The organism is Micrococcus sp. HG099, assembly GCF_024723355.1.
GTDB lineage: Bacteria > Actinomycetota > Actinomycetes > Actinomycetales > Micrococcaceae > Micrococcus > Micrococcus endophyticus.
Genome location: NZ_JANQCJ010000068.1, coordinates 1 through 12,438 on the forward strand (window position 1 = coordinate 1; position 12,438 = coordinate 12,438).

A 12,438-nucleotide genomic window follows, 5' to 3' on the forward strand; every position below is an offset into this window, starting at 1 on the left:
CGCAGGCCCCGGGCGCCGCGTGGGGCGCGCTCACCGGCGCGCAGCGGGCCGAGGCGCTGGACGCCGTCGGGCGGGCGCTGCACGCCGGCCGCGGACGCCTCCTGGAGGTCGCCGCCGCCGAGACCGGCAAGACCCTGGACCAGGGCGACCCGGAGATCTCCGAGGCCGTGGACTTCGCCCATTACTACGCGCGCCTGGCCCGCGGCCTGGACGAGGTGGAGGGCGCCCGCGCCGTGCCCGTGCGCCTGACCCTGGTCATCCCGCCGTGGAACTTCCCCGTGGCCATCCCCGTCGGCGGCGTCCTCGCCGCCCTGGGCGCCGGCTCGCCCGTGGTGTTCAAGCCGGCCCCGCAGTCCGAGCGGACCGGCGCCGTCGCCTGGGAGCTGATCGTCCAGGGCCTGCGGGACTCGGGCCTGTTCGACGACGGCGGCCCCCTCGCCGCGCACGACCCGGCGGACCTCGTGCGGCTGGTGACGATGGCCGACGAGGACGAGGAGGAGGTGGGCACCGCGCTGGTGACCGACCCGGCCGTGGAGCGGCTCATCCTCACCGGCGGCTGGGACACCGCGAAGCTGTTCAAGGGCATGCGCCCGGACCTGCACCTGCTCGCGGAGACCTCCGGCAAGAACGCCGTGATCGTCACCCCGTCCGCGGACCTGGACCTGGCCACGAAGGACGTGGTGCACTCCGCGTTCGGCCACGCCGGGCAGAAGTGCTCCGCCTCCTCCCTCGTGGTGCTCGTGGGCTCGGTGGCCACCTCGGAGCGGTTCCACCGCCAGCTGCTGGACGCCGCCTCGTCCCTGCACGTGGCGTACCCGGACGACCCGCGCGCCCAGATGGGCCCCGTCATCGAGGAGCCGGGCGAGAAGCTGCGCCGCGGGCTCACCGAGCTCGGTGAGGGGGAGCGGTGGGCGCTGCGCCCCCGCGAGCTGGACGCCACCGGGCGCCTGTGGAGCCCCGGCATCCGCTCGGGCGTGCGCCCCGGCGCGGACGCGCACCTCACCGAGTACTTCGGCCCCGTGCTCTCCGTGATGACCGCGGCCACCCTGGACGAGGCCATCGACATCGTCAACGCCGTGGACTTCGGCCTCACATCGGGCCTGCACTCCCTGGACCCGGACGAGATCGCCCACTGGCTCGAGCGCGTGCACGCCGGCAACCTCTACGTGAACCGCGGCATCACCGGCGCCATCGTGCGCCGCCAGCCGTTCGGCGGCTGGAAGCGCTCCGTGGTCGGCCCCACCACCAAGGCCGGCGGCCCGCACTACCTGCACGGCCTCGTGGACTGGGAGGACGCGCCGTCGTCGACGTCGGAGTCTCCGGCCGCGGATTGGGCGGGGGAGGGGACCGCCGCCGGGACCCCGGCCGCCGCCGAGCGGTCCTGGCTGGACGCCGCCCGCGCGCTGGACGAGCGGGCCTGGGCCGGCACGTTCGGCGCGGGCACGGACGTCTCGGCGCTCGCGGCCGAGCGCAACGTGCTGCGCCACCTGCCCGTCGCCGTGCTGGTGCGCCGCGCGTCCGGCCCCGCCGAGCACCTGCTGCGCGTCGTCTCCGCCGGCCTGCGCGCCGGGGCGCCCATGACGGTAAGCATCGCCCCGACCCCGGCCGCGCAGGCCCCCGGCACGGACGACCTCTCCGCCGAGGCGCTGCGCGGGCAGGTGGACGAGCTCGTCCGCACCGCCGGCGCGGGCCGGGCCGAGGGCGCCGCCCCGGTGAGCGTCGTCGTCGAGGACGCCGCGGCGTTCCACGACCGCGCCTGCCAGCTCGCGCAGATCCCGCCGGCCGCCGAGGGCGGCGGGGACGCCCGCATCCGCCTGGTCGCCGACTGGGCGCAGGACCGCGAGGGCGCCCGGGCCGCCGGCGCCGCCCTCCACGCGGCCCTCGGGGACACCCCGGACGTGGCCGTCTACGCCGGTCCCGTGGTCTCCGCGGGCGAGGTGGAGCTGCTGCCGTTCCTGCACGAGCAGGCGGTGTCGGTGACCGCCCACCGGTTCGGCACCCCGGACCACCTCACCGACGCGATCCTGTGAGCTGAGCCCGCCGCGCTCCTCGGGAGGCTGTCCGCACTGCGACACAGTCTCCCGAGGATGCCGGATCGAGTGATATAGGGCACCATGGTCGGGTGAACAACAGACTCCTGATCGTCGCGACCCTCTCCCTCGGCGCGCTCGTGGTCGTCCTGGTCGCCGCCATCGGCAACGGCGCCTGGTGGGTGCTCGCCGCGATCGTCGTCGGGCTGCTGATCCTGGCCATCCGGGACATGACCCAGAAGCGCCACGCGATCCTGCGCAACTTCCCCGTGCTCGGGCACATGCGGTACCTGCTGGAGTCGATCCGCCCGGAGATCCAGCAGTACTTCATCGAGCGCAACTTCGACGGCAAGCCCTTCGACCGGGACACCCGCTCGCTCGTGTACGCCCGCTCCAAGGGCCTGGACAGCCACAAGGCGTTCGGCACCGAGCGGGACACCTCGGAGATCGGCTACGAGTTCCTGCTGCACTCGTCCGCCCCCGTGAACGCCCCGGCCGAGGCCCCCACCGTGCGCATCGGCGGGCCCGACTGCCGCCAGCCCGTGGACATCTCCCTGATGAACATCTCCTCGATGTCCTTCGGCTCGCTCTCGGCCAACGCCGTGCAGGCCATGAACAAGGGCGCCGGCCTGGGCGGGTTCATCCACGAGACCGGCGAGGGCGGCCTCACCAAGTACCACCGCGGCAACGGCGCGGACCTGTTCTGGGAGATCGGCTCCGGCTACTTCGGCTGCCGGAACGGCGACGGCACGTTCAGCGCGGAGAAGTTCGCGGCCAAGGCGGCGCTCCCCGAGGTCAAGGGCATCACCATCAAGATGTCCCAGGGCGCCAAGCCCGGCCTGGGCGGCATGCTGCCCAAGGAGAAGATCACCGCTGAGATCGCCGAGGCCCGCGAGATCCCCATGGACCAGGACTGCCTGTCCCCGGCCTCCCACTCCGCCTTCCGCACCCCCCGCGAGATGGTCCGGTTCATCGGGCACCTGCGCGAGCTCTCCGACGGCAAGCCCGTGGGCATCAAGTTCTGCGTGGGCTCCCGCGTGGACGTGCTGGCCATGTGCAAGGCCATCTGGGAGGAGCGGATCGCCCCGGACTTCATCATCGTGGACGGCTCCGAGGGCGGCACCGGCGCCGCCCCACTGGAGTACTCGGACCGCGTGGGCACCCCGCTGACCGAGGGCCTGATGCTCGTGCACAACGCCCTCGTGGGCACCGGCCTGCGCCACATGATCAAGCTCGGCGCCGCCGGCAAGGTGGCCACCGGCTCGGACATCGTCAAGCGCCTCATCCAGGGCGCGGACTTCACCATGTCCGCCCGCGCCATGATGATGGCCACCGGCTGCATCCAGGCGCAGAAGTGCCACACCAACGAGTGCCCCGTGGGCGTCGCCACCCAGGACCCGCGCCTCATGCGCGCCCTGGACGTGACGGACAAGTCGAACCGCGTGTTCAACTACCACCGCCTGACCGTGCGCGAGGCCGTGCAGATCATGGCCTCCATGGGCGTCACCCACCCGTCCCAGCTGAACACGCGCATGCTCCGCCGCCGCGTGGACCACCTGGCCACCCGCTCCTACGCGTCCATCTACCACTGGCTGCGCACGGACGAGCTGCTCAACGACCCGCCGGCCGGCTGGGCCATGGACTGGGACGAGGCGGACGGCGACCACTTCGGCGAGCACGCCCGCGTGGACTACCTCACCGAGCGCGACCCCGAGTGGCGCTCCGAGCTGCTCATCCCGGGCCGCGAGAAGCAGGGCGCCCCGGTCCAGGGCTCCCCGGCCTCGGGCGCCGGCTCCCGCGTGGCCGTCGGCGACTCCCGGGACACCGTGCCCGTCACCACCTCGCCGCTGCCGCGCGTGAGCACGCTCGCCGAGGGCGAGACCCTGTACTCGCGCAGCACCCGCTCCCACGACCCGGCCCGTGAGCAGGCCGGCGTCACCCAGCGCGTGGACACGGACGGCAACGACGGCCTGTCCTCGCACGCCGGCGAGGACCCGGAGCGTCAGGACGGCGAGGAGGTCACGCAGCGCGGGACCACCGGCCGCGTGGACGCCGAGCCCCGCGGGGAGGGCCGCGTCGGCTGATCCGGGCCGGCCGTCGTCGTCCTCGGACGCCGACCGAGGGGGCGCTGGGCGCACTACTGCCAGGTAGACCGCAAGGTACTCGGCAGTAGTGCGCCCAGCGTCGTCGTGGGGGCGTTCCACCCCTCACCCGACGTCGGCGCACCTCGCCCCCGGGGCGGCGCCCGGCCCATCACCCGACGTCGGCGCACGTCGCCCCCGGACGACGCCCGGAACGCCGCCGCGTCGGCCGGGTCTAGCCTGGGTCCGTGACCCCGTCCTCCTCCGCCCCCGCCGCCGCGCGCTCCGGCCCCTCCACGGCGCTGCTGTGGGTGCTGCTGGCCGCCATGGGCGCCGGGCCCCTGTTCAACTACGGGATCTCCGCGTCCTCCACGGTGATCATCGAACGGCTCGGGGTGACCTCCGGCCAGCTGGGCACCGTGATGACCGCGGTGTTCGCGGCGGCCGCGGTCACCTCCCTCGGCCTGGGCCGGGCCGCCGACCGGCTCTCCTCCCGCGCCCAGATGAGCATCATCTTCGGCGGCACCGCCGTGGCCCTCGTGATGGGCGCGTTCGCCCCGTCCCTGCCCGTGCTCTACGCGGCGGCCGCCGTCGCGGGCGTCACCCAGGCGATCTCCAACCCCACCACCAACCGGATCATCCGCACCGTGGTCCCGCCCGAGCGGCGGATCGGGTGGATCGGCGTGAAGCAGTCCGGCGTGCAGGCCGCGCAGCTCTTCGGCGGCCTGTTCTTCCCGGCCGCCTCCCTCGCCCTCGGCTGGACGGGGGCGGCGCTGGTCGTGGCCGCGGTCGCGTGCGTGCTGTGGGGCTTCGCCCTGTGGGCGGCCCCACCGCTGCCCGGCGCGGCACCCTCCGCGGACCGGGACGCCGGGCGCGTCTCGGCACCCGACGTCGACCGCGCGTCGGCCCCGGACGCCGGACCGGCTGCGGCCCGCGCGCGCCGCCGGGACGGACGACGTCGGCGGGACACCACGGCGCTGCCGGCCTCGGTCTGGTTCTTCGCGGCCATCGCGTTCCTCACCGGCCTGGGCATGCAGGCCACCAACATGTACCTGCCGCTGTTCGCGGTGGAGTCCCTGGACCTCACTCTCGTGGCCGGCGGCGCTGCGGCGGCCGTGTCCGGCGTGATCGGCGTGTTCTCGCGCATCTGGTGGAGCCGCCGCATGGCCGCGGGCGCGCGCCCCACCACCCTGCTGGCCGCGATCTGCCTGGGCGCCCTGGCCGGCGTCGTGGTGCTGCTCGCCGCCGACCTCGCCCACCTGCCCGCCCTGCTGTGGGTGGGGGCGGCCGTGCACGGGCTGACCGTGCTGGGCGCGAACGTGGTCACCAACGCCGGCCTGATGAGCGAGGTGCCGGCCGAGAGCCTCGGCCGCGCCAGCGGCGCCAACGCGATGGGCATGTACGCCGGGTTCGCCCTGGGCCCGCTGGTCATGGGAGTGCTGCGCGACCTCACCGGCGACTACCAGGCCGGCTTCGCCGCGGTGGGCCTCGGGTACGTCCTCGCGTTCCTCGTGGTGATGCTGCTGCGCCGCCACGTGGGCCGTCGCGCGGCGGATCCGCGCGCCGAGGCTGCGTGGCGGGCAGTGGCGTGAGGGGCAACGGCGTGGGCGGGCGCGGGTCGAGTGCAGGGGCGCCGCGTGGAGGCGGCGCGTCCCTGGCGTGGCTCTGGGCCCTCGTGGCCGGGGCCGCGCTGACACAGACCGCCCTCAACCTCGCCCGCCCCGTCACCAGCTACCGCCTGCTGGCGCTCGACGCCCCCGAGGCCGCGGTGGGCTGGGCGACGGCGGCCTACGCCCTGCTCCCGCTGCTCGGCGCGCTGTGGATGGGCCGGGCCACGGACCGGCTGCCCTCCGCGGTGCCGCTCGTGGCGGCCGGCGCCCTCACGATGGGCGCGGGCGGGGCTGGTCTGGCCCTCGCGACGTCGGCGCCGGCCGTGTACGCCGCCTCCGCCGTGCTCGGCGTGGGCCACCTCGCCTTCACCATCGCGGGGCAGGCCGCGATCGCCCGACGCGCGGGCCCCGGGCTCCTCGACGCCGGCTTCGGCTGGTTCACGGCCGCCTTCTCTGTGGGGCAGATGGCCGGGCCCCTGCTCGCCGGGCCGCTGCTGGCCGACGGCGCCACCGTGGAGGCCACCGGGCTCGCCCTCTGGGTCTCCGCCGGGATCGCCGCCGCCGGCATCCTCCCGGTGCTCCTCGTGCCGGGCGCGCGACCCCGGCCGGGGGAGCGGGGCGGGGCGGTCGAGCCGGGCGCCGGGCCGGGTGATGCCGCCGAGACCGCCCACGCCTCCGCCCCGCGTGGAGGCGAAACCGCGGACGCCGCCGCGCCCCCGGGGGAGGCGACCACGCCGGAACCGGCGGCGGGGCGGCACGGGGGGCGGCCGAGCCTCGCACGCATCCTGCGGGTGCCGGGCGTGGCCCCGCAGCTGCTCGCCTCGGTGGCGCTGCTGGCCATGGTGGACATCCTCACCGCGTTCCTGCCGGTGGTGGGGGAGCACTACGGCGTGAGCCCCGCCCACGTGGGCGTCCTGCTGGCCGTGCGCGGGGCGGGGTCGCTGCTCTCCCGGGCGCTGCTGCCGTTGCTGCGGCGCCGCTGGAGCCGCGAGGGGCTGGTGCGCACGGCCCTGCTGTTCTCCGCGGCGGCGATCGGCGTGGCCCCGCTGGGGCTGGCCGAGCCGGCGTGGGGGTGGGTGGCCGTCGTCGCGATGGCGGCGGGCGGGTTCACCCTGGGGCTGGGGCAGCCGCTGACCATGTCCCTGGTGACGCAGGCCGTGCCGGCGGACTGGCGCTCCAGCGCCCTGGCCGTGCGGCTGATGGGCAACCGGGCGGGGCAGGTGGTGCTCCCCGCGACGGCCGGCCTGCTGGCCGCCCCGCTCGGCCCGGCCGCGGCCGTGTGGTTCGCGTGCGCCGTGCTCGCCGCCTCCGGGCTGGAGCGGACGGCGGCCGCGCGCCGCCGTCGCTGACCCCGGCACGACGGCGCCGCCCACCCCTCCCGGACACGACGACGCCCCCGGTCCGTGTGGACCGGGGGCGTCGGGACGTCCCGGGGGACGTCAAGCCTGGTGGGCGAAGATCAGATCTTCGTCACGTTCGCGGCCTGGAGGCCCTTGGGGCCGTCCTGGGTCTCGAACTCGACGCGGTCGTTCTCCTGGAGCTCCTTGAAGCCCGAGCCCTGGATGGCGGAGAAGTGCACGAACACGTCCGCGGAGTTGTCCTCGGGGGCGATGAAGCCGTAGCCCTTCTCAGCGTTGAACCACTTGACGGTGCCGACAGCCATGATGGTGTCCTTTCGATGTGCCGCCGCAGTGCGGTGGCGGTGTTGGACCGCGGCCCGGGATGGGACGCGGGTGAAGCGGCGAGACTGAACCGCTTGCCCAACACTCATCAGCACCGGCCGGGGCCGGGAGGACGAGCAGTGAAGATGGCGGGATACAGCTTGATCAACTTCAGACACCATCCTCGCACGGATCGGCCGCCGCCGGAACCACGTGGGAAATGTTCACCCGGAGTTCGCCCGCGTCGGGCCTGAGGAGTCAGAGCGCGCGCAGGCCGTGGAACAGGTTGCGGTGCAGCGCGGCGGGCGCCACCTCGTCCGTGTGGTCCGCCAAGCCGGTCACCTCGAGCAGCACCACGGTGTGGTCCCCGGCCGGCACCTCGGCGTGCAGGCGGGTCTCCAGCCACAGCGCCGCGCCCTCGATGAGCAGGGCCTCGTTCGGGCTGACGTGGACGTCCAGGCCGGCGAACCGGTCGCCCTCGCGGGAGGCGAGCTGCCGGCACAGGTGGGTCTGGTCCGCCGCGAGCAGCGAGATGCCGAGCGAGGCGGCCTGCCGCAGGCGCGGCCAGGTGCGGGAGGTGTTCTGCGCGGAGAAGGCCACGAGGGCCGGCTCCCAGGAGATGCCCACGCCGAACGAGGAGGAGACCATCACCTCCCGGCGGTCCTCGGCGAGGCCGGCCACGGCCACGACCCCGGTGGGGAACGCGGACAGGCCGGAGCGCAGGTTGTGGTGGGAGAGGTCGGTGTCCCACACGGGAGTGCGGTCATCGAGGGTCAGGGTCATGGCGTCGGTCCTCTGCAAGACGAACGCGGCTCCGCGGCGAGGCGGTCACGCGGATCGACACGATCCACGGAGGCGCGGTACTTGCCCGCCGGAGGTCCCCGGGGGCCGAATCATCACCTGGAGCACCCCACTACTGCGTGAGAGGGTTGCCGTCCCGCCGGCCAGGGCCGTGATGACGGGAACTCGTGATTCTGTGCCCCACGCTAGGACAGTCCCCGCTGCCCGGTCAACGTGGTCCGTCAGATGGGACGGCGGGCCGGTCTTCCGGCGTCACGGTGCAGGGTCACGGGAGCGCAACGATTGGAGGGCATCCGGGTCCACGCGTTGCCACGCCCTGTGGCTCGGGTCACACTGGGGCATCCGCCGCGCACCCCGCGCCGTCATCCTGCAGAGGGGAAGCCATGCCGCACCGCCGCCGTCGCCCCCGCGTCCCCGTCGCACTGTCCGTCGCCGCGGCGCTCGGCTTGGCGCTGTCCGCCTGTGCCTCCGCGACGACGGCGAGCATCGGCTCGCAGTCGCCCGCGCCGTCCTCGGCGGCGGGCACGGCGTACTTCGCCGCGGGCACGTCCTCCGCCGCTCCGACGACGTCGGGCACCGCCGCCGAGATCGCCGGGGACGAGGCGGCCGCGCAGGCCCAGGACGACGCCGCCACCCGGATCGCCCTGAACCGCGCCGTGGCCGAGGACGGCATCCCCTACGCCGAGCTCGACCCGTCCTTGACCCACGTCCCGGACGGCGCCTCGATCCTCTGGGAGGGGCTGGCCGTGGGGGCCCAGTCGCTGCGCGTGGACGCCCACGCCGGGGAGGAATACACGGTCCTGCTCCTCTGCGCGGAGCAGGACGGGTCCCGCCGCAGCCTCGTGATGGCCACGGTGCCGGGCGAGGACTTCAGCGACGTGATGGCGGAGTCCCCGGGCTGCGGCCACTGGTCCGCGGGGCTGCCCGCCCGCGAGGCGGACGGGCCGCTGACGCTGACCGGCGTCGTGCCCGACGGCGGCCCTTTCCGCATGGTGGTGTACCGGTCCGAGGGCTGACGCCCGCGCCTCAGCTCCGCCCGCCCGCCCTTGCCCAGCCCTGCTCCGCCCGCTCAGCTCCGCTCGTCCGACGCGCGGCCGCGCAGCTCGTCGAGCTTGCGGCGGTCCCGCTTGGTGGGCCGGCCCGCGCCGCGCTCGCGGTGGGGGACGGCCAGCAGCTCGCGCGGGATCGGCGGCGGGGAGTGGTCGATGTAGTTCTTCACGGCCACGGGCGCGCCGACCCGCTTGCCGATCAGCCCGGTGACCTCGAGGATCCGCTCGCGCTGATCCTTGCGCACCCGCACGCGGTCGCCCACGGCGAGGGTGTGGGCGGCCTTGACCGGCTCGTCGTTGACGCGCACGTGCCCGCCGCGCACGGCGGCGGTGGCCGCCGAGCGGGTCTTGTACACGCGCACGGCCCACAGCCACGCGTCCACCCGGACGGCGCCGCTCACGCCGCGCCCCCGGGCCGGGCCGCCGTCGTCGTGGTCACCGCCGCGCCGCTCACGCGAACCGGGCCCGCACCGCCACCGCGTGGGCGGGCAGGCGCTCGTCCTCGGCGAGCACGCTGATGCCCTCGGCCAGCTCCTTGAGCCCGGTCTCGGTGTACCGGATGCGCTGCTGCAGGCGCAGGAACGTCACGGTGCTCAGGCCGGAGGAGTGGCGGGCGGTGCCGGAGGTGGGCAGGACGTGGTTGGAGCCGGCGGAGTAGTCGCCGAGCGGCACGGGGGCGTGCGGGCCCACGAACACGGCGCCGGCGTTGCGGATCCGCGCCGCGACGGCCTCGGGATCGCGGGTCTGGATCTCCAGGTGCTCGGTGGCGTAGCGGTCCGAGACCTCCACGGCCTGGTCGAGGTCGCGCACCAGCAGCACGCCGGACTGCGGCCCGGTGAGGGCCACCCGGATCTGCTCCTCGTGGAAGGAGCCGGGCACCTGCGCCTCGATCGCCGCGAGCACGTCCCGCACGAGGTCCTCGGAGTCCGTGATGAGCACGGAGGCGGCCAGCGGGTCGTGCTCGGACTGGCTGATCAGGTCCGCGGCCACCCAGTCGGCGCGCGCGGTGCCGTCCGCGATCACGGCGATCTCGGAGGGCCCGGCCTCCGCGTCCACGCCGATGATCCCCTGCAGGGCGCGCTTGGCGGCGGCCACGTACACGTTGCCGGGCCCCGTCACCATGTCCACGGGGGCGCAGAGCCACCCGCCGCGCTCGTCCCGGACGCCGTGGGCGAGCATCGCCACGGCCTGCGCGCCGCCGGCCGCGTAGACCTCGTCCACCCCCAGCAGGGCGCACGCGGCGAGCACGGTGGGGTGCGGCAGGCCGCCGTGGTCGGCCTGCGGCGGGGAGGTCACCGCGAGCGAGCCGACGCCGGCCGCCTGGGCCGGCACCACGTTCATCACCACGGAGGACGGGTACACGGCGCGGCCGCCGGGCACGTACAGGCCCACGCGGTCCACGGGGACCCAGTGGTTCTGCACCGAGGCGCCCTCGCCGAGCTCCACCGTGCTGTCCTGCGGCAGCTGCGCGGCGTGCACGAGCCGGGCGCGCCGGATCGACTCCTCCAGGGCCGCGCGCACGTCCGCGTCCAGGCCCTCGAGGGCGGCGGCCAGCGCCTCGGCGGGCACGCGCAGGGCGGGTGGGCGGACGCCGTCGAAGCGCTCGGCCAGCTCCAGCAGGGCGGCCTCGCCCCCGGTGCGGACCTGCTCGAGGATCGGCGCCACCACCGGCACGGTGGAGGCCACATCCACGTCCGCGCGGGGGATGATGCGGGACAGGTCCGCGGCGGCGGTGTCGATCTGACGCAGGTCGGTGACGGAGAGCACGGGATCCTCCAGGGAGGTCGGGGGGCGGGCGTCGGGGCCGGCGGTGCGGGACCACGACGACGGCGGCCGGGCCCGGACCGCGCGGACGGTCAGCCTCCATTGTGCTCTTCCCCGGTGGGTGTCCGGTCACCGGTGTCAGACTGTCGTCATGCTCCTCGCCGCACTCTCCGGTCCCGCGTCCCCGCCCGTGCTCGGCTCCCTGGCACGCCTGTTCGCCGGGGAGAACGTGCCCGCCGGCGTGGAGGGCAACGTCCAGGACGGGGCGGCCGCCACCACCGCCGCCCTCGGCGTGGAGTGGGGCACCCTGCTGACCGTGCTCGTCGCCTTCGCCGTCGGCGCCACGCTCGTCTACGCGGCGCTGCAGCTGGCCCGCGGCGTGCTGCGCCGCCGCCCCGCGTTCCAGCACGGCGCGGCCCGGCTCAGCGCGCCCGCGGCGGTGGCCGCCGGCTTCCTGGCCGCGCGCATCTGGCTGGGCGTGATGGCGGAGGAGCAGACCTGGTACCGGCCGGCGTCGTTCCTGCTGCTGATCGCCGTGGCCGCCGCCGGCGCGTGGGCCGCGTGGCGGCTGGTCGGGGTCATCGAGGAGGGCATCCTCGGCCGCTACCAGGAGACCGGGGTGGAGCACCGACGCGAGCGCCGCATCCGCACGCAGACCATCCTGATCCGCCGCATCCTCAACGCGGTGATCGTGGTGGTAGCGATCGCCGTCGTGCTGCTGGGCGTGCCGGAGGTGCGCTCGCTCGGCGCCGGCCTGCTGGCCTCCGCGGGCGTGATCTCCGTGATCGCCGGCCTCGCCGTGCAGTCCACGCTCACCAACGTGTTCGCCGGCTTCCAGCTGGCCTTCACGGACGCGATCCGCGTGGGGGACGTGGTGGACATGGAGGGCGTGTTCGGCACGGTGGAGGAGATCACCCTGTCCAACGTGGTCCTCAAGCTCTGGGACGGGCGGCGCATGGTCTACCCGTCCTCCCACTTCACCACCCAGCCGTTCGAGAACTGGACGCGCGTGGGCACGGAGGTCTCCGGCGTCGTGGAGCTGGACGTGGACTGGCGGGTGCCCATGCCGGCGCTGCGCGAGCGCCTCACCCAGCTGCTGGACTCCACCGACCTCTGGGACGGTCGCGAGTCCTCCATGCAGGTCACGGACGCGATCGGCGGCACTGTGCGCATCCGCGCCGTGGTCTCGGCCCGCAACTCCGGCGACCTGTGGGACCTGCGCTGCCTCGTCCGCGAGGACCTCGTGACGTTCCTGCGCAGCGAGCACCCCGAGGGCATCGTGGTGCAGCGCATGGTGGAGCGGAGCGCCTCCGGGGCGCACCACGACGACGCCGCCGCGGCCGGTCCGGCGCGTGACGGCGGCGCGGAGCTGGGGGCGGCGGAGCAGGGCGCGGGCGCCGGCTCGCGTGCCGGCGGGGCGGGCGACGAGGCCGGCACCGGGG

General features: G+C 75.2%; 10 protein-coding genes and 1 riboswitch. Of the genes, 6 read left to right on the forward strand and 4 right to left on the reverse strand.

Annotation, left to right across the window (positions count from 1 at the left end; genetic code table 11):
- From NWP10_RS07315 to NWP10_RS07330, 4 genes are all read left to right on the forward strand, one after another.
- A partial coding sequence (locus NWP10_RS07315; protein WP_258300392.1) for an aldehyde dehydrogenase family protein occupies positions 1-2,030 on the forward strand: 2,030 nt, incomplete at its 5' end.
- A gap of 92 nt (positions 2,031-2,122) precedes the next feature.
- Positions 2,123-4,114, forward strand: a complete 1,992-nt coding sequence (locus NWP10_RS07320; protein WP_258300393.1) for an FMN-binding glutamate synthase family protein — start codon at positions 2,123-2,125, stop codon at positions 4,112-4,114.
- A 245-nt stretch (positions 4,115-4,359) separates the two neighbouring features.
- Complete coding sequence (locus NWP10_RS07325; RefSeq protein WP_258300394.1) at positions 4,360-5,703, forward strand: MFS transporter; 1,344 nt, start codon at positions 4,360-4,362, stop codon at positions 5,701-5,703.
- Between the two features lie 83 nt (positions 5,704-5,786).
- Positions 5,787-7,070, forward strand: coding sequence for an MFS transporter (locus NWP10_RS07330; protein WP_258300395.1), 1,284 nt, complete (start codon positions 5,787-5,789; stop codon positions 7,068-7,070).
- A gap of 110 nt (positions 7,071-7,180) precedes the next feature.
- On the opposite strand, the gene NWP10_RS07335 is transcribed toward NWP10_RS07330, so the two are convergent.
- Complete coding sequence (locus tag NWP10_RS07335; protein ID WP_017488271.1) at positions 7,181-7,384, reverse strand: cold-shock protein; 204 nt, start codon at positions 7,382-7,384, stop codon at positions 7,181-7,183.
- 256 nt (positions 7,385-7,640) lie between these two features.
- Positions 7,641-8,165 carry a flavin reductase family protein gene (locus NWP10_RS07340; protein ID WP_258300397.1) on the reverse strand — a complete coding sequence of 175 codons (525 nt, stop codon included), beginning with the start codon at positions 8,163-8,165 and terminating at the stop codon, positions 7,641-7,643.
- Positions 8,166-8,237: 72 nt separating this feature from the next.
- Positions 8,238-8,356, reverse strand: a riboswitch (SAM riboswitch).
- Positions 8,357-8,566: 210 nt separating this feature from the next.
- On the opposite strand from NWP10_RS07340, the gene NWP10_RS07345 reads away from it, so the two are divergent.
- Entirely contained in the window at positions 8,567-9,199 is a 633-nt protein-coding gene (locus NWP10_RS07345; RefSeq protein WP_258300398.1) for a hypothetical protein, read from the forward strand.
- Positions 9,200-9,252: 53 nt separating this feature from the next.
- Here NWP10_RS07345 and NWP10_RS07350 read toward each other — a convergent pair whose 3' ends face one another.
- Both NWP10_RS07350 and hisD read right to left on the reverse strand, forming a co-directional pair.
- On the reverse strand, positions 9,253-9,633 hold the full coding sequence (locus NWP10_RS07350) for an RNA-binding S4 domain-containing protein (RefSeq protein WP_258300400.1): 381 nt from the start codon (positions 9,631-9,633) through the stop codon (positions 9,253-9,255).
- Between the two features lie 49 nt (positions 9,634-9,682).
- Complete coding sequence (gene hisD / locus NWP10_RS07355) at positions 9,683-10,999, reverse strand: histidinol dehydrogenase (RefSeq protein ID WP_258300401.1); 1,317 nt, start codon at positions 10,997-10,999, stop codon at positions 9,683-9,685.
- A 148-nt stretch (positions 11,000-11,147) separates the two neighbouring features.
- Here hisD and NWP10_RS07360 point away from each other — a divergent pair.
- On the forward strand, positions 11,148-12,438 hold a 1,291-nt coding region (locus NWP10_RS07360; RefSeq protein ID WP_258300402.1), incomplete at its 3' end, for a mechanosensitive ion channel family protein.

Bases quoted from the DNA above. Each gene is read 5' to 3' on its own strand.
- NWP10_RS07345 (WP_258300398.1), top strand. From the start codon at position 8,567: ATGCCGCACCGCCGCCGTCGCCCCCGCGTCCCCGTCGCACTGTCCGTC.
- NWP10_RS07335 (WP_017488271.1), bottom strand. From the start codon at position 7,384: ATGGCTGTCGGCACCGTCAAGTGGTTCAACGCTGAGAAGGGCTACGGC.
- NWP10_RS07340 (WP_258300397.1), bottom strand. From the start codon at position 8,165: ATGACCCTGACCCTCGATGACCGCACTCCCGTGTGGGACACCGACCTC.